20 protein-coding genes are annotated in these 21419 nt (G+C 63.8%); 6 read left to right on the forward strand and 14 right to left on the reverse strand.

Annotated elements, in window-relative coordinates:
- Positions 1 to 68 precede the first annotated feature (68 nt).
- Both F3H98_RS08750 and tsaD read right to left on the reverse strand, forming a co-directional pair.
- Positions 69 to 1058, reverse strand: a complete 990-nt coding sequence (locus tag F3H98_RS08750) for an NAD(P)H-dependent glycerol-3-phosphate dehydrogenase (RefSeq protein ID WP_149759757.1) — start codon at positions 1056 to 1058, stop codon at positions 69 to 71.
- A complete protein-coding gene (gene tsaD / locus F3H98_RS08755) occupies positions 1055 to 2155 on the reverse strand; it encodes a tRNA (adenosine(37)-N6)-threonylcarbamoyltransferase complex transferase subunit TsaD (protein WP_425294830.1) in 1101 nt (366 codons plus the stop codon). The genes F3H98_RS08750 and tsaD overlap by 4 nt, the downstream gene beginning before the upstream one ends.
- 75 nt (positions 2156 to 2230) lie before the next feature.
- Here tsaD and hemC point away from each other — a divergent pair, with 75 nt between their 5' ends.
- The 5 genes from hemC (at position 2231) to F3H98_RS08780 (ending at position 7753) form a co-directional block, all read left to right on the forward strand.
- Positions 2231 to 3154, forward strand: coding sequence for a hydroxymethylbilane synthase (gene hemC, locus F3H98_RS08760; protein ID WP_149759759.1), 924 nt, complete (start codon positions 2231 to 2233; stop codon positions 3152 to 3154).
- Complete coding sequence (locus F3H98_RS08765) at positions 3154 to 3870, forward strand: uroporphyrinogen-III synthase (RefSeq protein ID WP_244621659.1); 717 nt, start codon at positions 3154 to 3156, stop codon at positions 3868 to 3870. The genes hemC and F3H98_RS08765 overlap by 1 nt, the downstream gene beginning before the upstream one ends.
- Before the next feature lie 109 nt (positions 3871 to 3979).
- A complete protein-coding gene (locus F3H98_RS08770; RefSeq protein ID WP_149759761.1) occupies positions 3980 to 5464 on the forward strand; it encodes a COG4223 family protein in 1485 nt (494 codons plus the stop codon).
- Positions 5465 to 5481: 17 nt separating this feature from the next.
- Positions 5482 to 7116 (forward strand): heme biosynthesis protein HemY, encoded by a 1635-nt coding sequence (locus F3H98_RS08775; protein ID WP_149759762.1) that lies wholly within the window; start codon positions 5482 to 5484, stop codon positions 7114 to 7116.
- Between the two features lie 151 nt (positions 7117 to 7267).
- The gene (locus F3H98_RS08780) at positions 7268 to 7753 is read left to right on the forward strand and encodes a tellurite resistance TerB family protein (RefSeq protein WP_149759763.1); all 486 of its coding nucleotides are present in this window, start codon (positions 7268 to 7270) and stop codon (positions 7751 to 7753) included.
- A 158-nt stretch (positions 7754 to 7911) separates the two neighbouring features.
- On the opposite strand, the gene F3H98_RS08785 is transcribed toward F3H98_RS08780, so the two are convergent.
- The 11 genes from F3H98_RS08785 to F3H98_RS08835 all read right to left on the reverse strand — a co-directional run bounded on the left by F3H98_RS08785 (position 7912) and on the right by F3H98_RS08835 (position 19707).
- Positions 7912 to 9012 carry a porin gene (locus F3H98_RS08785; RefSeq protein WP_149759764.1) on the reverse strand — a complete coding sequence of 367 codons (1101 nt, stop codon included), beginning with the start codon at positions 9010 to 9012 and terminating at the stop codon, positions 7912 to 7914.
- Between the two features lie 288 nt (positions 9013 to 9300).
- Positions 9301 to 10398, reverse strand: a complete 1098-nt coding sequence (locus tag F3H98_RS08790; protein ID WP_149759765.1) for a porin — start codon at positions 10396 to 10398, stop codon at positions 9301 to 9303.
- Between the two features lie 306 nt (positions 10399 to 10704).
- A complete protein-coding gene (locus F3H98_RS08795; protein ID WP_149759766.1) occupies positions 10705 to 11394 on the reverse strand; it encodes an outer membrane lipoprotein carrier protein LolA in 690 nt (229 codons plus the stop codon).
- A 147-nt stretch (positions 11395 to 11541) separates the two neighbouring features.
- Positions 11542 to 14142 carry an FtsK/SpoIIIE family DNA translocase gene (locus F3H98_RS08800; protein WP_149759767.1) on the reverse strand — a complete coding sequence of 867 codons (2601 nt, stop codon included), beginning with the start codon at positions 14140 to 14142 and terminating at the stop codon, positions 11542 to 11544.
- A gap of 211 nt (positions 14143 to 14353) precedes the next feature.
- Positions 14354 to 14986 carry a YceH family protein gene (locus F3H98_RS08805; RefSeq protein WP_149759768.1) on the reverse strand — a complete coding sequence of 211 codons (633 nt, stop codon included), beginning with the start codon at positions 14984 to 14986 and terminating at the stop codon, positions 14354 to 14356.
- Positions 14987 to 15016: 30 nt separating this feature from the next.
- Positions 15017 to 15796 carry a succinate dehydrogenase iron-sulfur subunit gene (locus F3H98_RS08810; protein WP_149759769.1) on the reverse strand — a complete coding sequence of 260 codons (780 nt, stop codon included), beginning with the start codon at positions 15794 to 15796 and terminating at the stop codon, positions 15017 to 15019.
- 11 nt (positions 15797 to 15807) lie between these two features.
- Positions 15808 to 17637, reverse strand: a complete 1830-nt coding sequence (gene sdhA, locus F3H98_RS08815) for a succinate dehydrogenase flavoprotein subunit (RefSeq protein ID WP_149759770.1) — start codon at positions 17635 to 17637, stop codon at positions 15808 to 15810.
- Positions 17638 to 17640: 3 nt separating this feature from the next.
- Positions 17641 to 18036, reverse strand: a complete 396-nt coding sequence (sdhD, locus tag F3H98_RS08820; protein WP_149759771.1) for a succinate dehydrogenase, hydrophobic membrane anchor protein — start codon at positions 18034 to 18036, stop codon at positions 17641 to 17643.
- A 2-nt stretch (positions 18037 to 18038) separates the two neighbouring features.
- On the reverse strand, positions 18039 to 18443 hold the full coding sequence (gene sdhC, locus F3H98_RS08825; RefSeq protein WP_149759772.1) for a succinate dehydrogenase, cytochrome b556 subunit: 405 nt from the start codon (positions 18441 to 18443) through the stop codon (positions 18039 to 18041).
- A gap of 381 nt (positions 18444 to 18824) precedes the next feature.
- Positions 18825 to 19172: a hypothetical protein gene (locus F3H98_RS08830; RefSeq protein WP_149759773.1), complete on the reverse strand. Its 348-nt coding sequence runs from the start codon at positions 19170 to 19172 to the stop codon at positions 18825 to 18827.
- 67 nt (positions 19173 to 19239) lie between these two features.
- Positions 19240 to 19707 (reverse strand): GNAT family N-acetyltransferase, encoded by a 468-nt coding sequence (locus F3H98_RS08835; RefSeq protein WP_149759774.1) that lies wholly within the window; start codon positions 19705 to 19707, stop codon positions 19240 to 19242.
- 132 nt (positions 19708 to 19839) lie between these two features.
- Here F3H98_RS08835 and F3H98_RS08840 point away from each other — a divergent pair, with 132 nt between their 5' ends.
- Positions 19840 to 20205, forward strand: a complete 366-nt coding sequence (locus tag F3H98_RS08840) for a hypothetical protein (RefSeq protein WP_149759775.1) — start codon at positions 19840 to 19842, stop codon at positions 20203 to 20205.
- Here the strand turns inward: F3H98_RS08840 and F3H98_RS08845 are convergent.
- The gene (locus F3H98_RS08845; RefSeq protein ID WP_149759776.1) at positions 20168 to 21382 is read right to left on the reverse strand and encodes a GGDEF domain-containing protein; all 1215 of its coding nucleotides are present in this window, start codon (positions 21380 to 21382) and stop codon (positions 20168 to 20170) included. The two genes, F3H98_RS08840 and F3H98_RS08845, sit on opposite strands and share 38 nt — an antisense overlap.
- Positions 21383 to 21419: the final 37 nt, after the last annotated feature.

Below are 21419 nucleotides of genomic sequence, written 5' to 3' on the forward strand. Positions count from 1 at the left end.
GTATTTTCTGGTTGGATTTGATGGATCGGAACCTGTTTTCGCGAAAACGGATCGATTTCCGGCCTTCGTCAATCCGTCTCGCTTTTCAAAGGCCGCGACATCAATTCCGCGACCGCATCGCGGATGCTGATCTCGCCGTTCAGGATACGGTCGACCGCGCTGACGATGGGAGCCTCGATATTCCGCTCGCGAGCGATGCTTGCGGCAATGCCTGCGGTGGCGACACCTTCCGCCAACGGCCTGCCGGCAAGGTCCTCCCCTCGTCCGAGCGCCAGACCATAGGCGAAATTGCGCGACTGGCCGGACCCGCAGGTCAGCACCAGGTCGCCCAACCCGGATAGGCCCATCAGCGTTTCCGGCTGGGCGCCGAAGGCGGCGGCGATGCGCCGCAACTCGACAAACCCGCGGGTTACCATGGCTGCCTGGGCGCTGGCGCCGAAACCCGACCCGATCACCGCGCCGGCGGCGATCGCCAGCACATTCTTCAGGGCGCCGCCGATCTCGACGCCGACCAGGTCGTCTGAGGAGTAGCAGCGGAAGTACGGCGCCGTCAGCTTTCCGGCGAGGTCCGCAGCCAGGTCGCCATTGCGGGCGGCAACGACGACTGCCGTCGGCAGCCCGGCGGCGACATCGGTGGCGAAGCTCGGGCCGGACAATGCCGCGACCGGGTTGTGCGGCAACAGTTCCTCCGCGACCGAGGAGAGCAGCCGGCCGGTGTCGCGTTCGATGCCCTTGGCGCAAAGCACCACCGGGACGCCTTGCCGGATCTTGCCTTGGACCACGGCAAGCAAGGCGCGCAAGGTCTGGGCGGGCGTCACGGCAAGCACGATGTCGGCGCCATCGGCGGCAGCCGCCAGATCGGTGGTCGCGGCGATGCCCTCGGCAAGTTTCAGGCCCGGCAGATAGCGCGGATTCTCGCGGCGGGTATTGATAGCCTCGACCGTTTCGGCGTCGCGGGCCCAAAGCCGCGCATCGTGGCCGGCGCGACGCGCCGCGCAGGCGAGTGCAGTGCCCCAGGCGCCTCCGCCGAGCACAGTAATGACGATGTCACCGCTCATGCCTTGGGTCCCCGACGTCCGGCGCCGATCAGCGGGTCGGATACCGTGTCCAATGGCCAGCGCGAGCGCGGCGCAAGTTCCATGGCGCCGCCATCCACAAGCCCAGCGCGGATGCGCTCGACGCCGGCCCAGGCGATCATCGCTGCATTGTCGGTGCAGAGTTCAAGCGGCGGCGCGACGAAGGCAAAGCCCCTGTTCCGGCACAGATCTTCGAGTGTGGTCCGCACTTGCTTGTTCGCGGCGACACCGCCGGCGACCACAAGAGCCGGATCGCGAACCTCCGGGAATTCGATTCGGAAGCGGTCCAGACTGCGCGAAACCCGGTCATTTAGGGTATCGGCAATGGCGGTCTGGAACGAAGCGCAGATATCGGCGACATCGGTTTCACTCAACGGCGCAATCGCCGCGGCGGCCTGACGTACGGCGGTCTTCAGCCCGGAGAAGGAAAAATCCGGCCGCGCTTCGCCCTTCAGCGGGCGCGGAAAGGCGAATCGCCGCGGGTTGCCGCTGCGCGCCGCCTTCTCGACATTCGGCCCGCCGGGAAACGGCAGTCCGATCAGCTTCGCCGTCTTGTCGAAGGCTTCGCCGAGCGCGTCGTCGATGGTGGTCGCCCAGCGTTCGTAGTGGCCTACGCCGCGCACCAGCACGATCTGGGTGTGGCCGCCGGAGACCAGCAGCAGAAGATAGGGAAAGGCGAGGCCGTCGGTCAGCCGGGCGGTAAGCGCGTGGCCTTCCAGATGGTTCACGGCGATCAGTGGCTTGTCGGCTGCGGCCGCAAGCGCCTTGGCGGTCATCAGTCCCACGATCAGCCCGCCGATCAGGCCGGGACCGGCTGTCGCCGCCACTGCGTCGAGATCGGTGAGGCCGACGCCCGCTTCGCCGAGCGCTGCCTCGACGATGCCATCGAGCGCCTCGACATGGGCGCGCGCGGCGATTTCCGGCACCACGCCGCCGAATGCCGCGTGCTCGTCGATCTGGCTGAACACGATGCTGGAAAGGATTTCAGGGCGGCCGTCGACGCCGAGTGCGACCACCGAAGCGGCCGTCTCGTCGCAGCTCGTCTCGATGCCTAGCACCTTGACCGCGTCCTGTTGCATCATTGCCCGACCACAAATTCATGGTTAGTAGGGGCGGAAAATCCCGCGCCGCGGGGTTATCATGGACCGCACGTTATGGAAACAACCAGAATCGGCACGCGAGGCAGCGCACTCGCCCTGGCGCAGGCGGCGGAGACGCGCGCCCGGCTGATGGCCGCGCACGGCCTGCCGGAAAGCGCTTTCGAGATCGTGCCGATCTCGACCAGCGGAGACCGCATCCAGGACAGGCCTCTGTCGGAAGCCGGCGGCAAGGGCCTGTTCACCAAGGAGATCGAGGAAGCGCTGCTCGACGGCCGTATCGACATTGCCGTGCATTCGTCGAAGGACATGCCGACCCTGCTGCCGGAAGGCCTGGACCTCTTGGCCTTCCTGCCGCGCGAAGATCCGCGTGACGCCTTCATCGGACGTTCGGTCCGCACAATTGCCGAACTGCCGCAAGGCGCCACGGTCGGGTCGTCGTCGTTGCGCCGGCAGGCATTGATCCGCCGCATGCGGCCCGATCTGAAGGTCATCACCTTCCGTGGCAATGTGCAGACGCGCCTGCGCAAGCTGGGGGAAGGCCAGGTGGAAGGCACGATGCTCGCCAACGCCGGACTCCGGCGGCTCGGAATGGCCGATGTTATTACCGACCTGATGCCGCTCGAAGAATTTCCACCGGCGCCGGGCCAGGGCGCCATCTGCATCGAGGCCGTGATCGGAAACGAACGCATGGCCGACCTGCTGGCGCCGATCCATCACGCTCCCACCGGCGCGGCATTGGCTTGCGAACGCGCCTTTCTCGCAGCCCTCGACGGCTCCTGCCGCACTCCCCTCGCCGGCTATGCATCGGTCGAGGGAGAAATGCTGAGATTCTCCGGCCTGATCATCACGCCCGACGGAAGCGAAGCGCACGAAATCGCAGCCCATGGCCCGGTCTCCGACGCCGCCGGCATCGGTCGCGCGGCGGGTACGGCGATCCGCGCCAAGGCCGGCCCGAACTTCTTCGACGGCTGGTCGTGATGAATGGCCGGGTGCTGGTCACGCGGCCGCAACCCGGCGCATCGCGCACCGCGCTGCGGCTGGCCAAGGCTGGCTTCGAACCCGTCGTGTTGCCGCTAACCGAAATACGGCCGATCGTGGCGGAGCCGGTTTCCACTGCCGTCGATGCCATTGCGGTCACCAGCGCCAACGCTATTCGTAGTGCATCGGCCGCGCTGATCGCGCCGCTGACGGAAAAACCGTTGTTCGCGGTCGGCCCCCGCACGGCCAAAGTTGCAGACAAGGCCGGCTTCAAGCGGATTGTCGAGGCGGACGGCGACGCAGCCGGTCTTGCAGCCAAAATGGCTGCGCGGCTGCGCCCCGGGACGCGGGTGCTTTATCTCTGCGGCAAGGTGCGCCGCCCGGATTTCGAGGCTTCGGCTGCCGACGCTGGCCTGCTGCTGGAGGTGTTGGAGACGTACGATACGGTCGAAATCGCTCATCCGGCCGAATTGGCCGATGCAACGCTGCGCGCCGACCCGATCGACGCCGCGCTGGTGCTGTCGGCCAGGGCGGCGGAACTGATCGCATCGCGTGTCAGGCCGGGGCCGCTGGCCCATCTTTTTGAAGATACGCGCTATTTCTGCATGTCCAGCCGCGTGGCGGCGGCCCTTACCGGCATCGACCCCAGCCATATATACATCGCCGAAAGGCCCGAAGAGGACGCCCTGATCGCCCTCCTCGCGCGAGAAAGCTGATCCGCCATAACCCGGCCTCTTTTCACATGGAGCAGGTGTGATAGTGATCGGGTGACAATCCGCCGAGCCCGTATCGTGGTTCCGCAGCAGATTTTCCGGGAGTGACAGAATGGTCAAGCCGCCCAAGATACGGCACTCGAAGACGCAGCGCGACCCGGTGACGATCGAATTGGAGCCCGGTTCGGTGTCGCGGGTCAGTGAAAATCCGGAAGCGGCGAGCATATCGCCCGAAACCGATGCCGCGAACGAGCCGGTTTCGGCGGAAGACATCCAGCTTGCCGGATTGCCGGGGGCCGATGCTGCGTCCAGCGATGCCGACGGCGCAAAGGAAAGCGACTGGGTTTCGTTCGACCAGCCCGAAAAGCAGACGGAAGACGCGGCCAGCAAGCCGTCTTCCAGGAGCTCCGCCGAATTTGGGCGTACCGAAACCGAGCAAGGAGCCGAGGCGACGTCGAGCGTTCCCCCGGTTGCACCGCGTCAGCCGCGGCAGAGCGGTTTTTCGGGGCTGGTAGCTGGGCTTCTCGGCGGCGTCATCGCGCTCACCGGCGTTGGCGGCTTGCAGTATGCCGGCTTGTGGCCATCGTCCGCACCTGCCGCCGATGACGCCGGCCAGGGGGCCGTGATGGCGCTGCAATCCGAGATGACGGGCTTGCGGGACCGGATAGCTGAATTGCAGTCGAATGCCGGCAGTGGCGTGGACGTCGAGGGCCTGCGCAAGAGCTTCGACGAATCGACAGCGCGTGTCGATGGCTTGAGCACCACCGTCGAACAGGTGAAAACCGAGGTGACGGCGCTGAAATCGGCGGTCGAATCGGGCGGCGCCGGCGAAAATGCCGGATTGCAGGCGCTGCAGACAAAAATTGCCGAAATCGAAAAATCGATCGCGGCCCTCGGCCAAGCCGAAGCGGGAGCGGCTCCCGCCGACGTTTCGGCCATTGGCGACAAGCTCGCCGCGGTCGAGACGGCCGTCAACGCCGCAACGACGGCAGCCTCGGCCAATGACGGCCGCATCGGCACCATCGAAAAGGGGCTGCAGACGCTGGAGCAGAGCGTCACCTCCCTGACCGGCAAGGTCGATGCGCAGGCATCGCAGCCGAAGGTGGCGCTGGCGATCGCGGCATCGGCGCTGAAGACCGCCGTCGATGCCGGCGGTTCGATCGCTTCCGAGGTCGAGGCGTTCGCGGCGGTGGCGCCGGATGCGCCGGAACTGGCTGATCTGCGCGCGCTGGCCGAAAAGGGCGTGCCGAGCCGCACCGAGATCCAGTCTGGATCGGGTGCAGCCGTCACCGCCATGGTCGATGCCGGCCGCACCGTCGACGAGAACGCCGGCTATTTCGAGCGCCTGCTTTCCAGCGCCGAATCACTGGTCAAGATCCGCCCGGTCGGGCCTGTGGAGGGCACTGGCGTGCCTGAAATCGCAGCCCGCCTGGAGGCCGCGATCGGCGATGGCGATTACGCCAAGGCGATTGCGGAATATGAAACGCTGCCCGAGGGGCCGAAAGCCGCCGGTCAGGCATTCATGGAACAGGTTCGCGCCCGGCTCGCCGCCGAGCAACTGGTCGAAAAGGCAACCGCTGGCGCGCTGAAAGCGTGACCGGCGAGGATTGAGCGATGATCCGTATCCTGTTCTTCCTCATCGTCGTGTTCGCGCTCGGCCTCGGCTTTGCCTGGCTGGCCGACCGGCCGGGTGACCTCGAACTGACCTTCAACGGCTACCGCTACGAGATCACCCTGATGGTCGCAGCTGTCGCGGTGACGGCGGTCGTTGCCGCGGTGATGATCGCCTGGTGGCTGACCAAGGCGATCTGGAACAGCCCCTACACGATCGCGCGCTATTTCCGGGTAAGGCGGCGCGACCGCGGCTACCAGGCGCTGTCGACCGGGATGATCGCGGCGGGTGCGGGCGATGCCGCCAAGGCTCGGCTCATGAACAAGCAGGCCGCCAAGCTGATCCGTTCCGACCAGGAACCGCTGATCAACCTGCTCGACGCGCAGACCTCGCTGCTGGAAGGCGACCACGATGCGGCGCGCCAAAAATTCGAAGCGATGCTCGACGATCCGGAGATGCGGATGCTCGGCCTGCGCGGGCTCTACATGGAAGCCGAGCGGCTCGGCGATCGCGCAGCGGCGCGCCACTACGCCGGCCGCGCCGCCGAGGTGGCGCCGCAACTTGTCTGGGCCAGCACCGCGACGCTGGAGGAAAAGACCGAACGCGGAGACTGGGATGGCGCGCTGAAACTGCTCGATGGACAGAAATCCGGCCGGCAGATCGACCGCGACGTGGCCAACCGCCGGCGCGCGGTGCTGCTTACCGCCAAGGCGATGTCGCTGATGGACACCGACCCGGTCGCCGCGAAGAACGCCGCGCTCGAGGCAAACCGGCTGCAGCCCGACCTCGTGCCTGCCGCGGCTACCGCCGCAAAGGCATTGTTTCGCCAGAACGATATTCGCAAGGGCGCAAAAATCCTCGAAGCCAGCTGGAAGATCGAACCGCACCCGGAAGTCGGCGAGCTTTACCTGCATGCGCGGCCAGGCGACGCGGCGCATGACCGGCTGACCCGCGCCAGGAAGCTCGAGGCGCTGAAGCAGAACAATCCGGATTCGTCGATGATCGTGGCACGCGCCGCACTCGACGCCCGCGAATACCGCGAAGCGCGGGAAGCCGCGGAATCGGCGATCCGCATGCAGCCGCGCGAAGGCGCCTACCTGCTGCTCGCAGACATCGAGGAAGCCGAAAGCGGCGACCAGGGCCGCGTGCGGCAGTTCCTGTCGAAGGCGGTGCGGGCGCCGCGCGACCCGGCATGGGTGGCGGACGGCTTCGTTTCCGACCGCTGGGCGCCGGTGTCGCCGATAACCGGCAAGCTCGACGCATTCGAGTGGCGGGCGCCGGTCGAGCGACTGACGCCGCTGATCGAGCCTTATGTCGACCTCGAGGAAGACAACCAGCCGGCGCTGGCCGCGCCGGCCGAAGCCGATGTCGAGGACACCATCGTTGAGCCTGCCGAGACCGCCGCCACGCCGGTCGAGGCGGCTGTGCAGCCGACTGCCGGGCCTACCGATGCGGCGAAGGTCGAACCCGGCCGGATGGAAACGCCGACTGCGCCGCGGCCACTGCGCGAACCGCGCCAGCGGGCCGCCAAGGCGTCGGAGCCTGACGCCTTCATGCCCACCAACCCGCCCGACGACCCGGGCGTCACGCCCGAGGACGAGGTGGAACCGACGCCACGCCGTTTCCGTTTGTTCTAATGCATGTCGCCCGAAAGTGTCCTCGGTTTCGGGAGAAACGACATGCACAAACAACAACACCTGCAGCGTGGCCGCCGGATTCCGTTCGGCGCGACGCGCTGTAGACGGCAATCCTGTTAGGGCTGCCCCAATGACATCGTCTGGATATCCTATGCTCGACCGCCTGCTCTCGTTCCTGAAAGACCTGCCCGGCAGCCCTTCCGCTTCCGACACGAACCCATTGAACGATCCGCGCGTAGCCGCGGCCGCACTGATGATCCATGTGATGGACGCCGACGGCGTCCGCCGCACCGGCGAAAGCACCGCGCTCCGCCACGCGCTCGGCGAGACCTATAACATTTCGGGCGACGGCCTGGACGCGCTGCTGGCGGCGGGCGAACGGGCCGACCGGGAAGCCGTCGACCTCTATGCTTTTACCAGCGTGCTGAAGCGGCACCTCGACGAAAAGGCGCGGGTGGAATTCATCGGCATCATGTGGGACGTGGTCTATGCCGACGGGGAACGGCACGAACTGGAAGACAACACCGTCTGGCGGGTCGCCGAGCTGATCGGCGTCGACCGGCGCGACAGGATAGAGGCCAGGCAGCGGGCCGCACGCAACACGCCGGACGCGCAGGGCGACGCCAACGACGAATAGAGGGCCGGAAAACCGCGCGGAAATATTCGCGGCCAGTGAAGTGACGGGTGTGCGTTTCTTCAAGAAAACGGGTCTTGTGGCAATTCCAGGCGGTACCGGGAAACAAAAAACCGGCGGTCGCCCGCCGGTTTTCGAAGTCAAGCCAACAGCATCAGGCGTTAGAAGTTGCGCTGAATGCGCAGGAAGCCGCCGAAATTGCTACCGTCGAAGTCGCTGTCGACATCGTCGTCGAAATTGTCGGCATAGACGAGTTCCGGCGTGACTCTCAGGCCAGGAACCAACTCGTACATGACGTTGGCCACCGCGATGAAGTCCTCAGAGTCGGTGTAGGTGATCTGTGTGTTGATCATGGCTTTCTGCGACACTTTCGCGGTGAAGCCCGTCCAGATCGCCCAGTCACCGTCCCACGGCCCGTAGAAGTTCGACTCGCCGTCGTCGTCATCCTTGAGCCCCGCCATGACGAAGGCCGAGAAAGTTTCGTTGAACTTCACGTCGAGGCGGGCTTTGGCGGCCCATTCTTCCCAGACGGAATCGTAGCCGCCCATGACGCTGACGCCCCCCCAGCCTTGCGTGTATTTCACGCCGCCCGTCACGTGCGGCACGTAACTGTCGAGCGTGAACTCTTCGTAGCCTTCTTCGACGGCGACACCAGCCGAAAACCCGTTGCTGCCATGGAAAGTGTAGGAGATCGTGTGGGTGTTATCGATCGGACCGTAGCCGATCAGATCGTCCTGGATGACATTGCCGGCGAAGTCCGAGAAGGTCAGGAAGAACGAATCCGTCTTGCCGATGAGGAAACCGCCAAGCTCGATATAGGCGTGCTCAAGGTCGACGGCGTCGCTGGCCGTGGTGAAGTCGTCCTCAACGTCGGTTGTATACTGAAAGTTCACCTGCGTGTAGGCGCGCAGCGTACCCAGTTCGGTTTCCGTGCGTGCGTCGAGCTGGAGAGCCGCGCGGGCCCGCTTGTAATAGGTGTCGTTCAGATTGCGCGTGACCCCGCCGCTCTCGACGAAATCCTTCTTGTCGAGCACATCCTCCTCACCGAGGAAGCCTACGCCGATGTCGTAACGAATATAGCCACCGACCCTCAGGCAGGTCTCGGTGCCGGGCATATAGTAGAAACCCGTGCCATAGACGTCACAGACGCGCACATATTCAACGGGCTCCGGCTCAGCGACGACCACCGCATCGGCGGCGCGGGCGCCGGAAACCGCCAGCAACGCAGCGGTGGACCCGAGAAAGAAGCTTCTGATGTTCATTGTAGCACTCCAAGAGAAGTAAACCGGTAGGAGGAGCGATCCATGGACGTGCTCCTTGCCGTCTGCAGATCATGGCGCGACCCGCACCGTCCGCCTGCCTGATTTAAGCATCAGTTCTCACGGTGCACGCACAAACAATGCCTATGATGATTATGACAGACCAGGTGTGGCAGAAAGGATACGATCTGGAGAGGCATTTGGCCAGGCGTGGACCAAATCGTGGAAGAGGCGCCACATGAGAAACCCGGCCAGTCCGACCGGGTTTGCCAGCATCTCCGCCGCGAAGGATCAGAAGTTTCGCTGGAAGCGCAGGAAGCCGCCGAAATTACCGCCGTCGTAGTCGTTGACGGTATCGTCGTCGAAATTGTCGACATAGACGACCTCGGGCGTGATCCTGAAGCCGCTCACCAGTTCGTATTCGACATTCGCCACGGCGGCGAAATTATCCGCGCCATCGTAGGAGAACTGGGTGTTGATAGAGGCCTTGGGGCTGACCTGCGCCGTAAACCCGCCCCATACGCCCCAGTCGCCGCCCCAGCTACCGTAGAACGATGTCGCATCATCGGATTTTACGCCACCTATGACGAAAACGGAGATGGCCTCCGACGCCTTCACATCGAGGCGCACCTTGCCGGCCCACTCTTCCCAAACCGAATCGTAACCGGCAACCACCGAAATGCCACCCCAGTCCTGCGCGTATTTCGCGCCGGCCGCGACATGGGGCACGTAGCTGTCGATCGTGAATTCGTCCGCGCCCTCTTCGAGCGCCGCGCCAAAGGTCAACCCGTTACCGGCATCGAACTTGTACTGGATCGTATGGGTAGCGAAAGGGCCATAAGGGACGAGGTCGTCCTGGATCACCGCGCCCGCGTAATCACCGAAGGTGGAGAAGAACGAATCCGTCTCGCCGATCAGAAAGCCGCCGAGTTCGATGTAAGCATGCTCGATCTCGATTCCTTCTTCGGTGGCCGTGATCGAACCGTCGATCTCCTCCACCACGGTGCTGTCGAACTGGAAATTAATCTGCGAATAGGCGCGCAACGTACCGAGTTCGGTTTCCGTGCGGGCATCGATTTGCAAGGCGGCGCGGGCACGCTTGTAATAGGTATCGTTGAGATTGATGGTGCCGTCTTCAGCCAGATCCTTCTTGTCGATTACGTCTTCGAAACCAAGATAGCCGACGCCGATGTCATAGCGGACGTAACCGCCGACACTCAGGCAGGTTTCGGTGCCGGGCATGTAGTAGAAGCCGGTCCCGTAGACATCGCAGACACGCACATATTCGACCGGCTCGGGCTCCGCCACGACCACGGCATCGGCTGCGCGGGCGCCTGAAGCCGCCACGACAGCGGCAGCGGATGCGAGGAAAAGGCCTTTGAAGCGCATGCGCCGTCTCCAGTCGGTTTGGCTGTAACTCGGATTTGGGAGCGCCCCCCGCTCCTGATATCGAACTTGGCCAATTGCAGCTTTACTGGCAATCGCCAGCGCTTCGCGCAAATAGCGATTTGCTTCACCAGGAAGCAAATTCGGCACAAATGTGGTGAAAATGACACTACTTTAACTGTTGGATTCCAAACTTCTATAACAACTGTATTGAGAATACTGCGTTTGTCAGCGCGATTCGGTAGCCGCCGAACCAAAAAAAAGCCGGGCACGGAGCCCGGCTTTCGCGGTTTTCGGCGGGGTGCGCGATCAGCGATTCTTGTTCTTCTGGTTGACGTCGAAATTGCGCCTGTAGTCGATCTTGAACAGGCTGGCATCGAGCTGGACGCCCTGCTTGACGTTGTCGATGAGAACCGTTGTGTCCTTGCCCTGCGCGTCGGTGATCGTCCACTGGCGCAGTTCGTAGCTCTTGGTGTCAAACATCATGGTGATGCGCGAATTGCCGAACACCGATTTGTCGGCGAGCTGGATCGTGATGAGGTCGGGTTCTTCCTTGACGCTCTTCACCCGGTTGCCGGTCAGGTCGATACGCTCGTCGAGCAGCAGCTTCAGCGGCGTCTTCGACAGCGGGTAGAGATCCATCGTGTTGAGCTTGCGGTTGTCGATCGCCACCGACTTGCCGTCGGAGATTACCCGGTAGGCCGACGGCGCCTCGTAGTTGAAGCGGATCTTGCCCGGGCGCTCTATGTAGAATTTGCCGCCTGTCTGCTCGCCGCGCGGGCCGAACTGGATGAAATCGCCCGACATGGTGCGGATCGAGGAAAAGTGATCGGCAATCTTCTGCGCGGCGCCCGACGCTGCCTGCGCCTTCGCGACCGACTGGAAGACGGGAAGCGCCTGGCCCAGCGCCAAAACGCCGAAAGCGGCGAGGCCAAGCCCAAGCATCTTGCGCCGCGTGACGCCGAAAAGCGCCGTTTTGCCTGAGTTTAGGTCGTCCATTCCGGTTTCTCCGGTTCGTTCTCGTTCACTGTTCAATATGGCTATTTAGTTGGGCTTTAGTTTGGCGCCGGCAAGGGGTTACCGTGGCGCGGCGCTTCTGCCGCATGATCTTCGTCCGGAAACTCTGCAACTTTTCGGGATCATGCTCTAAAACTTGTCCTCTTCGGTCGGCACCAGGATCTCGCGTTTGCCGGCATGGTTGGCCGGGCCGACGATGCCTTCCTGTTCCATCTTCTCAATGATCGAGGCGGCACGGTTGTAACCGATGCCCAGACGCCTCTGGATGTAGCTGGTCGAAGCCTTGCCATCGCGCAGGACCACCGCCACCGCCTGGTCGTACGGATCGTCGCTATCCTCGAAATTGCCACCACCACCGGAACCGCGGGTGCTGCCCGAATCGCCGGAATCGTCATCCTCGCCATCGTCCTCGGTGATGGCGTCGAGATATTCCGGCACGCCCTGCAGCTTGAGGTGCGCGACGATCTTCTCGACCTCGTCGTCGGAGACGAACGGCCCGTGCACGCGCTGGATGCGGCCGCCGCCGGCCATGTAGAGCATGTCGCCCATGCCGAGCAGCTGTTCGGCGCCTTGCTCGCCGAGGATAGTGCGGCTGTCGATCTTCGACGTCACCTGGAAGGATATGCGGGTCGGGAAGTTGGCCTTGATGGTGCCGGTGATGACGTCGACCGAAGGACGCTGCGTCGCCATGATGACGTGGATGCCGGCGGCGCGAGCCATCTGCGCCAGCCGCTGCACGGCGCCCTCGATATCCTTGCCCGCGACCATCATCAGGTCGGCCATTTCGTCGATGATGACGACGATGAACGGCATCGGCTCGAGATCAAGATTTTCAGTCTCGTAGATCGCCTCGCCGGTCTGCCGGTCGAAGCCGGTCTGCACGGTGCGCGAAATCTGCTCACCCTTGGCCTCGGCCTGTGCGACGCGCTGGTTGAAGCCCTCTATGTTGCGGACGCCGACCTTGGACATCTTGCGGTATCGGTCTTCCATTTCGCGCACGGTCCATTTGAGCGCGACGACGGCTTTCTTCGGGTCGGTGACGACCGGGGTGAGCAGATGCGGGATGCCGTCATAGACCGACAGTTCGAGCATCTTCGGGTCGATCATGATCAGCCGGCACTGCTGCGGCGTCATCCGGTAGAGCAGCGACAGGATCATCGTGTTGATAGCGACCGACTTGCCGGAGCCGGTGGTGCCGGCGACAAGAACGTGCGGCATCTTGGCAATGTCGGCGATCACCGCCTCGCCATTGATGGTCTTGCCCAGCGCCAGCGCCAGCTTGGCCTTGGTGGTCTCGAAGTCGCGGCTGGCGAGGATTTCCCGCAGATAGACGGTTTCGCGCTTGGCGTTGGGCAGTTCGATGCCGATGGCGTTGCGGCCGGGCACCACCGCAACGCGGCAGGCGATCGCGCTCATCGAGCGGGCGATGTCGTCCGCAAGGCCGATGACGCGTGAGGATTTGATGCCAGGCGCGGGCTCCAGCTCGTAGAGTGTGACGACCGGACCGGGGCGGACATGAATGATCTCGCCCTTGACGCCGAAATCCTCCAGCACGCCTTCGAGCAGCCGAGCATTCTGTTCCAGCGCGTCCTTCGACAGGCTGGAATCGCGCACCACGTTTTTCGGCTCGGCCAGGAAATGCAGCGACGGCATCTCGAACTCGCCGCTGCCGATCAGCGAGGTCTGCGCCTCGCGCTGCACGCGGGCGCCAGGCACCGGGCGTGGCGCGGGAGCCGCAACCCGCGCCGAGGTGGCCGCGTTTTGGCCGGGAGCGTTCTGTCCAGGCGCAAGCCGCCGCGCCATTTCGGATGCCGGCATGATGTCTTCGTCGAAATCGTCATCGAATTCGCCGTCCATTTGCAGCACCGGCTCGCGCACCGGCGGGCGTGGCGAGAATTCCGGTTCGATGCGTGCATCGCTGGAACGATCCGACATCCTGATGCGCGGTTCGGCGACAGGGAATTCCACGTCGCCGCCGTCGTCGTCATGATCCGCGCCGCGCCGCGCCGCCATCCTGCGACGCACGAAGCCGCGAGCGGACAGCCACCAGTGAGTGACGAGGCCAAGCGCCAGAATTCCCTCGCTGTCCTCGTCGTCATCCTCGGCGAGGTCGGCTTCCGGCTTCGGCTTGCGGCCTGCCGATTCGATCGGCGCAAAGCCGTTTTCCCGCGCCAGCAGGCCGGCGCCGTAGGCGCAGAGCCAGAGCGTCGGCACGGCCAGCAGCGCCAAAAGGATGGTGGCGAGCATGCCGGTCGGATATTGCCCGGTCACCGCAGCCGGTATTTTCAGCACCATGTCGCCGAAGACGCCGCCAAGCCCGGTCGGCAAGGGCCAGGTCTCCGGCGGAGCAATGCAGCCGGCGGCGGCCGCGGCAAGCAGCGCGCCGCCAAACCAGGCGCCGGATCGCTTCGGCAGCTTGTCGACGCCGCGGCCGGTGAAGAACAAGACGCCCCAGATCACCGCCGGAACCAGGGCGGCGACCGCGGAAAGGCCGAAGAACTGCATGGCGAGATCGGAGAATACCGCTCCGGCGTAGCCCATCGCGTTGGTCACTGGGTTGGCGGTGGCATGGCTGAAGCTCGGATCGGCGACATTCCATGTGCCGAGGCTGGCAAGGCAGAATGCGACCATAAGGAACAGGCCGGCACCGACGGCGCGGCGGACCTGGCGCCGCGCGAACGCCTGCAGCCCGTGATCCGATCCCTCGAGTGCGAACTGCGCAGAACGCATGCGTAAACCCCGTCGTCTTTTTGATTGCCTGATGCCTGAGCGCAATTCGGCAGATTCGAAGTCCAGACTATCGGCAGGAAGGTTAAGGCGGCATTAACCATGGCCGCCCGGGCAGCGCGGTTTTCGGCATCGACGCCGTCGGATTCGGCCGGCGGCCGCATGGCTTTGACGGCCCCGCGACAAGGCAGCACCGAATTGTCACGGGAAGGAATTAGTCGCCGAGCCGCGCCTGCAGCCGCGCAACCTGCTCTTCCAGGGTCTGCACACGCGCTTCGAGTTCCGACAGGAAATCCGGCGCCCGCACCGGCGCCGAGGCTGCCGGCGCCGCTGCCTGGACGTCACCGCTCAGAAGATGCGCAAAACGTTCCTCGCGCTGACCCGGCGCACGTCCGAGGTCCACGACCAACGCCGGCCGGCGGCCAATCAGCAGGTCGAGATTGGTGCGTACATCCTCAATCGAGGAAAACCGCGCCATGCGCTCGGCGCGGGCGAGCAGTTCATGTCCGGTCTGCGGGCCGCGCAGCATCAACAGCCCCAGCAATGCGATCTGCGCCTGGGTGAGCGAGAACCGCTGCGCCATCAGATGTTCGTAACGTTCGACACGCGATGCAAATGCCTGCCGCACCAGACCCTTCTGCTCCAGCAGGCCGAGCGCGCGGCGCACCTCGACCAGCTCGACTGCCATCACCGGATCGCGCGCCGTCTTCTGGTTCGCCGCTGCAAGTGCAGAATTGAGCGTCAGCGGATAGACGTCCGGCGTCAGCTCCTTCTTCTCGATCAGGCAGCCGAGAACGCGGGCTTCGACGGCGCTGAGAAGGGGAAGGTCGTTGGCGTTTTCTGTCATGCCGCTTGTCGTGTCTTCAAACCGCTCCTGCTAAACCCGCCGCTCCACCATCATCTTCTTGATCTCGGCGATCGCCTTGGCGGGGTTGAGGCCCTTCGGGCAGGTCTGCGCACAGTTCATGATGGTGTGGCAGCGGTAGAGCCGGAACGGATCTTCGAGATTGTCCAGCCGCTCGCCGGTCGCCTCGTCTCTGGAGTCGATCAGCCAGCGATAGGCCTGCAGCAACACGGCCGGGCCGAGATAACGCTCGCCGTTCCACCAGTAGCTCGGGCACGAGGTCTGGCAGCAGAAGCACAGGATGCATTCGTAGAGCCCGTCGAGCTTCTGGCGATCCTCATGGCTCTGCAGCCATTCCTTCGCCGGCTCCGGCGAAACGGTCTTCAGGTACGGGTCGATCGAGGTGAGCTGCGCATAAGGCACGGTGAGGTCTGGCACCAGGTCCTTTACCACCGGCATATGCGGCAAGGGATAGACCTTCACCGCGCCCGAAATGTCGTCCATGCCCTTGGTGCAGGCAAGCGTGTTGGCGCCGTCGATGTTCATGGCGCACGAGCCGCAGATGCCTTCTCGGCAGGAACGGCGCAAGGTCAGCGTCGGGTCGACCTTGTTCTTGATCCATAAAAGCGCGTCGAGCACCATCGGGCCGCAATCGTCCAGGTCGACGAAGTAGGTGTCGACGCTCGGGTTCTTGTCGTCGTCCGGCGACCAGCGGTAGATCCTGTATTCGCGCAGGTTGGTGGCGCCGTCCGGCTTCGGCCAGGTCTTGCCCTGCTGGACCTTGGAATTCTTGGGGAGGGTGAGTTCGACCATATTTCCCTACCTCAATACACCCGCGCCTTGGGCGCGATCTTGGCCAGGCTGATGCCGCCGTCCTGTTCCTTGACCAGCGGTTCGGTATGCACCGGTCGGTAGGACAGTGTTACCTCGCCGTCGGGCGACAGGTGCGAGAGCGTGTGGACCCGCCAGTTGACGTCGTCGCGCGATGAAAAGTCCTCGCGCGCATGCGCCCCGCGGCTCTCCTGCCGCGCCACGGCGCCATAGACCGTGGTAATGGCGTTGGCCATCAGGTTCTCCAGCTCCAGCGTTTCGACCAGGTCGGAGTTCCAGATCATCGAGCGGTCATAAACCTTGATGTCCTTCAGCTCGGCCCAGATCTCGGAAATGCGCTTGCAGCCGTTTGCCAGCGATTCCTGGGTGCGGAAGACGGCGGCGTCTTCCTGCATCGCCTTCTGCATCTTTTCGCGAAGCACCGCCGTTGACGTGTTGCCGTCGGCAAACCGCAGCCGGTCGAACCGCTCCATGATCTTGTCGACCGCCTGCTCGTTGATCGCCGGGATCGGCGCCTCGCGGTTGACCACCTCGCCGGCGCGGATGGCCGCGGCGCGCCCGAACACGACGAGATCGATCAGTGAATTGGAGCCAAGCCGGTTGGCGCCATGCACCGAGGCGCAGCCGGCTTCGCCGACGGCCATCAGGCCGGGCTGCACCCGGTCCGGATTGTCTGCGGTCGGGTTCAGCACCTCGCCCCAATAGTTCGTTGGGATGCCGCCCATGTTGTAATGCACGGTCGGCAGAACCGGGATCGGTTCCTTGGTCACGTCGACGCCGGCGAAAATCTTCGCCGATTCGGAAATGCCCGGCAGCCTTTCATGCAGCACCGCCGGATCGAGATGGTCGAGGTGCAGGAAGATATGGTCCTTGTTCTTGCCGACGCCGCGGCCCTCGCGGATTTCCATAGTCATGCAGCGCGAGACGACGTCGCGTGATGCAAGGTCCTTGGCGGACGGCGCGTAGCGCTCCATGAAGCGCTCGCCCTCGGAATTGACGAGATAGCCGCCCTCGCCGCGTGCGCCCTCGGTGATCAGGCAGCCGGCGCCGTAGATGCCGGTCGGATGGAACTGCACGAATTCCATGTCCTGCAGCGGCAGCCCGGCCCGCGCCACCATGCCGCCGCCGTCGCCGGTGCAGGTGTGCGCCGAGGTGGCCGAGAAATAGGCGCGGCCATAACCGCCCGTTGCCAGCACCACCATCTTGGCGGCGAAGCGATGGATGGTGCCGTCGTCGAGATTCCAGGCGACGACGCCGGTGCAGACGCCGTCGGTCATGATCAGGTCGAGCGCGAAATATTCGACGAAGAACTGCGCGTGATGCTTGAGCGACTGGCCGTAGAGCGTGTGCAGGATGGCATGGCCGGTGCGGTCGGCGGCGGCGCAGGTGCGCTGCACCGGCGGCCCGTCGCCATAGTTCATCATGTGGCCGCCGAACGGCCGCTGGTAGATTTTGCCTTCTTCGGTGCGCGAGAAGGGAACGCCGTAATGTTCGAGTTCGTAGACCGCCGCCGGCGCTTCACGCGCCAGGTATTCCATGGCGTCGACGTCGCCCAGCCAGTCCGACCCCTTGACGGTGTCGTACATATGCCACTGCCAGCTGTCGGGACCCATGTTGGAGAGCGAGGCGGCGATGCCGCCCTGTGCCGCGACCGTGTGCGAGCGGGTCGGGAAGACTTTTGTGATGCAGGCCGTCTTCAGTCCCTGTTCGGCCATGCCGAGCGTGGCGCGCAGGCCGGCGCCGCCGGCCCCAACGACGACCACGTCGAATTTGTGATCGACATAGGTATAGGCCTTGCCGTCCGTCTTTTTTGCTTCAGCCACGCTTCAGCCCCCGAATGCCAGTTTGAGAAGGGCAAAGACCGCCGCCACGCCCACTGCAATGGTGAAGAACGTGTTCAGCATGATCAGGACGAGTTTGGAGACCTCGCCGTGCACATAGTCCTCGATGATGACCTGCATGCCGAGCCGCATGTGATAGAGCGCTGAAAGCAGCATCAGGATCATCAGAAGCGCGACCAGCGGGTTGGCGAGCGTCGCCCGCACTTCGGCGTAGCCAGCGCCGTTCAGCGAAACCAGGAGCCCGACGAAGAAGAGAACGAGCGGCAGGTTGGCGATCGCCGTCAGCCGCTGTCGCCAGAAATGTTCGGTGCCTTCGCGGGCCGAGCCCAGGCCGCGGACCTTGTTCAGCGGGGTGCGCATATCCTTGTTGCCAGCGCTCATCGTCATGCTCCCCGCGCCATGTAGCCGGCGACCCAGATCAGTATGGTGAGCACGACGGACGCAACTAGCGTCGCCCAGGCGATCTTCGAGGCCGTTTGCTTTTCCAGTCCGGCGCCGGTGTCCCAGACAAGGTGGCGAATGCCGCCCATCATGTGGTGCATCAGCGCCCAGGTGTAGCCGAACAGCACAAGTCGCCCGATCCAGGAGCCGTAGATCCAGCTGACGAAATCGAAATATTCCTGTGAGGTCGCCGCCGCGATCAGCCACCAGGCGACCAGCAAAGTGCCGAAATAAAGGGCGCCGCCGGTGATGCGATGGATGATCGACATCGTCATCGTGATCTGCGGCTTGTAGATCGTCAGGTGCGGCGAAAGCGGTCTTGCGCGGGTGGCTGTGGTTTTGCTCATGGCTCCCCCAGTTCGATATCCTGGGTCACCGATTGCGGCATCGCCGCCCCGAATTGCGACCTCGGACAAACCGGGTTCTAATGCTCTTTTTGCACTGCGTCAAAGCCGGAAAACCGTTTCCGGGCACCTATTTAGAGTCGGCGGCAGGCTTCAATCGATTTTAAATGGCCGGGCTTGGTGCAAGTGCGAAATCAATTCATTGGGACAGGCCACAAAGGCAGGTTTTCAGCGGCGGGGCGTCGAAATCTTCGCCTGGGCCGTATTGAGATTCAGGTCAGGCGGAGCCGAGAATGGTGGATTTCGAGAACCGGAGCGAAACGTACATTTGGGTACGTGAGCCGCGGCAAGCGGAGAAAGCCGCCATTTGCAGGCCGGCATCACCTAGCGGCTGCAGGTCAGCGGCTCCTTGCCGTTCTTCATCAGCAGCGCCTCGTTGCCCTCAAGCACCAGGGCATAGGGCGCCTCCCCGAAACGCGACTGTTGTGAAGGGGGTGAAGCCGGCAGGTCGACAATGCTGCCATCGGGCTCGGTCAGGTGCACGGAGGTGCGAAGATTCTCGACGATGAGCGAACCGCTCTGGCCGCAATTGTAGGTGGCATGTCGCGGCTGCGTCGTGGTGGCGTTTTCGGTGACTCCAGCGGCCGTTGCCTTGCCCGTCTCGCTGGGGACGCATGACGCCGCAATCAAAGCCGGCACACACAGTACCGACGCGCGCAGCAGCCGGAACATCCCAATCGGTTTCCTGATCATGACGGCAAGCTAGCCGCAACCCGGCTGCAAGATCAATGGACGATGCCTAATCGAATCGGATGACGAAGCTTGACCAGTCGGCGGGCGCCGCAATCTGTTCATAAAGCTTGCGGCCATCTTCAGGCTGGCGCGGCGCGTTCAGCATCAGCTTGGACCAGCCGCGCTCTTCGGCCTGGTCGGCAAGCACGTCGACGAGCGCCTTGGCGATGCCTTGCGCGCGAAAGTCGTGATGCACGTAGATGTGGTCGCAAGCGCCGCAACGCATGCCCGACACCGGTTCGGGCATGTCGGTGAAGATGGCGAAGCCAACCAGCCTGCCGTCTACCCGCGCGCCGAGAATCTCGGCCGTGCGGTCCTGCAGCAGCGTCTCGGCATAGAACCTGTCGGGCTGGCGCGGCGCGCCGCGCTTCAACGCCTGCACATAGGCGGCCAGCAACGGCGCGAACTCCAGCGCATCCTTCAGTCGGAGTTGGGCGATGTCGATGGTGTGGGTCTGGGTTTGGGTCTTGCTCATGCTCTACCCATGTGGGCATTAACCATCTCTGTCAATTGGTTCGGGCGAAACCGGAGCAGGCTCTTAACAAAGGTTAAGAAAGAGTTAATTTAGTGCTCGAGGAGGCGATGTCTCGCTTCGAGGAGGACGCCAATGCGTTTCCGTACTGCGCTGTTCACAACTGCACTTCTGGCCGGCGCCACTGTCGCCGGCGCGGCCATCGCCGGCAACCGTATTCACGACCGCGTCTATGCCGACAGCTTCGGCAACCTGATCGTCCAGAGCCCTTATGGCTATAAGCGCATCATCGTCGGTGGGGGAAATCTTGCCGGCGAGTTGCGGAATTACGCCGGTGGCGGTGAACCGGAAGTGGTTTATGCCGATCCGGAGCCCCTCTACCGAGGTAATTACATCGACAATTGCTACCGACCGCCGGTGCTGCTGAAAGGCCGCAGCTACATGTACGGGCTGCCGGACGGCGTTATTCCCGAACCTTCTGGCCGTTGCCCGTCACGCTGAGCGTCGGCCGCCGCTGACCGGCCTTCAGGGAGACGCGGACGCAATCGCGGCCGCTTTTCTTGGCGTCGTAAAGTGCCGCATCGGCGCGTCGCATCAGATCGGCGATGCGTTCGCCCGGCGCCAGCTCGGCTACTCCGAAGCTCGCGGTGAACCGCCTGTCGTCGGGCAGTTCCTGCACTGGCAGCCCGGCAAATGCACTGCGCGCGCCCTCGGCGAACAGCCGCGCTGCGACGATGTTCGTTCCAGGCAGGATTATGGCGAATTCCTCGCCCCCGATACGCCCCGCCACGAAATGCGGGGCCATCGCCGAGCGGATAAACTGCGCGAACGCCACGATGACCGCGTCACCGGCCGCATGGCCGAAATTGTCGTTGACCGACTTGAAGTGATCGAGGTCGCAGATCACCAGCGACAAAGGCACACCCTGCCGTTCGGCGTCGCGAAGGGCGCGGTCGGCGCGGTCCTCGAAGCCGCGGCGGTTGTGCAACCCCGACAGCGTATCGGTTTCTGAACGCTGAGTCGCGTCGGTCAGAACGTCGCGAACGAGGATCACCATGAGGAGCAGCGCGATGGCGATCGCGAACACTGTCGCCATCGACTGCGAGAATAGCGCGTAACTGCTGCCTATGTAGTCCTGCGGACGCGCACCCCAGCCGCCGACAGCATGCGCAAGCAGCGGCTTCGACATGAATTGAAGCGCACTGAGGCACAACAGCGTCATCAGCATGCGATCCAGTTTGTGGCGCGCGCCAGCCTTCCAGACTATTCCGGCAGCGATTGCCTGCATGATTGCGAAAGGGGCCTGGTAGAGCGCCAGCCGGGTGAATGACTGCCGTGGAAGATCCTGAATCGCGTAGTTCACCACCAGCGACACCACGAAGACCGTTCCGATCAGCCGCCAGGGAATTTCGACACCGTATTTGCGGGCAACGCCTGCGTTGAACGCACCCATGCCGGCCAGCAGGCAGGCCACCGCGGCGACGACCGCTACGCGCGCATTGTCGAGCGATGGGATGATGGCCTCGATGGCGAAGAAGCCCATGCCGATCGCGTAGGCGAACGCCAGCCAGCGCGCGGCCACGCGGCTGCGGTCATAGACGGCAATCATCATGAACGCGGCCGACAGCAGCCCGGCGACAAAAAGATTGATTGCCAGGATAAATCCGGCTCCGTTCATCGGTTCCACAATCCAGGTTGCCGCCACTCAACCATAG

Origin of the sequence: Neomesorhizobium albiziae, assembly GCF_900114255.1 — a bacterium.
GTDB lineage: Bacteria > Pseudomonadota > Alphaproteobacteria > Rhizobiales > Rhizobiaceae > Neomesorhizobium > Neomesorhizobium albiziae.

What these genes read in the sequence shown, in the direction of transcription:
- F3H98_RS08750 (WP_149759757.1), bottom strand. Translation starts at nt 1,058, where the DNA reads ATGAGCGGTGACATCGTCATTACTGTGCTCGGCGGAGGCGCCTGGGGC.
- tsaD (WP_425294830.1), bottom strand. Translation starts at nt 2,155, where the DNA reads ATGCAACAGGACGCGGTCAAGGTGCTAGGCATCGAGACGAGCTGCGAC.
- hemC (WP_149759759.1), top strand. Translation starts at nt 2,231, where the DNA reads ATGGAAACAACCAGAATCGGCACGCGAGGCAGCGCACTCGCCCTGGCG.
- F3H98_RS08765 (WP_244621659.1), top strand. Translation starts at nt 3,154, where the DNA reads ATGAATGGCCGGGTGCTGGTCACGCGGCCGCAACCCGGCGCATCGCGC.
- F3H98_RS08770 (WP_149759761.1), top strand. Translation starts at nt 3,980, where the DNA reads ATGGTCAAGCCGCCCAAGATACGGCACTCGAAGACGCAGCGCGACCCG.
- F3H98_RS08775 (WP_149759762.1), top strand. Translation starts at nt 5,482, where the DNA reads ATGATCCGTATCCTGTTCTTCCTCATCGTCGTGTTCGCGCTCGGCCTC.
- F3H98_RS08780 (WP_149759763.1), top strand. Translation starts at nt 7,268, where the DNA reads ATGCTCGACCGCCTGCTCTCGTTCCTGAAAGACCTGCCCGGCAGCCCT.
- F3H98_RS08785 (WP_149759764.1), bottom strand. Translation starts at nt 9,012, where the DNA reads ATGAACATCAGAAGCTTCTTTCTCGGGTCCACCGCTGCGTTGCTGGCG.
- F3H98_RS08790 (WP_149759765.1), bottom strand. Translation starts at nt 10,398, where the DNA reads ATGCGCTTCAAAGGCCTTTTCCTCGCATCCGCTGCCGCTGTCGTGGCG.
- F3H98_RS08795 (WP_149759766.1), bottom strand. Translation starts at nt 11,394, where the DNA reads ATGGACGACCTAAACTCAGGCAAAACGGCGCTTTTCGGCGTCACGCGG.
- F3H98_RS08800 (WP_149759767.1), bottom strand. Translation starts at nt 14,142, where the DNA reads ATGCGTTCTGCGCAGTTCGCACTCGAGGGATCGGATCACGGGCTGCAG.
- F3H98_RS08805 (WP_149759768.1), bottom strand. Translation starts at nt 14,986, where the DNA reads ATGACAGAAAACGCCAACGACCTTCCCCTTCTCAGCGCCGTCGAAGCC.
- F3H98_RS08810 (WP_149759769.1), bottom strand. Translation starts at nt 15,796, where the DNA reads ATGGTCGAACTCACCCTCCCCAAGAATTCCAAGGTCCAGCAGGGCAAG.
- sdhD (WP_149759771.1), bottom strand. Translation starts at nt 18,036, where the DNA reads ATGAGCGCTGGCAACAAGGATATGCGCACCCCGCTGAACAAGGTCCGC.
- sdhC (WP_149759772.1), bottom strand. Translation starts at nt 18,443, where the DNA reads ATGAGCAAAACCACAGCCACCCGCGCAAGACCGCTTTCGCCGCACCTG.
- F3H98_RS08830 (WP_149759773.1), bottom strand. Translation starts at nt 19,172, where the DNA reads ATGTTCCGGCTGCTGCGCGCGTCGGTACTGTGTGTGCCGGCTTTGATT.
- F3H98_RS08835 (WP_149759774.1), bottom strand. Translation starts at nt 19,707, where the DNA reads ATGAGCAAGACCCAAACCCAGACCCACACCATCGACATCGCCCAACTC.
- F3H98_RS08840 (WP_149759775.1), top strand. Translation starts at nt 19,840, where the DNA reads ATGCGTTTCCGTACTGCGCTGTTCACAACTGCACTTCTGGCCGGCGCC.
- F3H98_RS08845 (WP_149759776.1), bottom strand. Translation starts at nt 21,382, where the DNA reads ATGAACGGAGCCGGATTTATCCTGGCAATCAATCTTTTTGTCGCCGGG.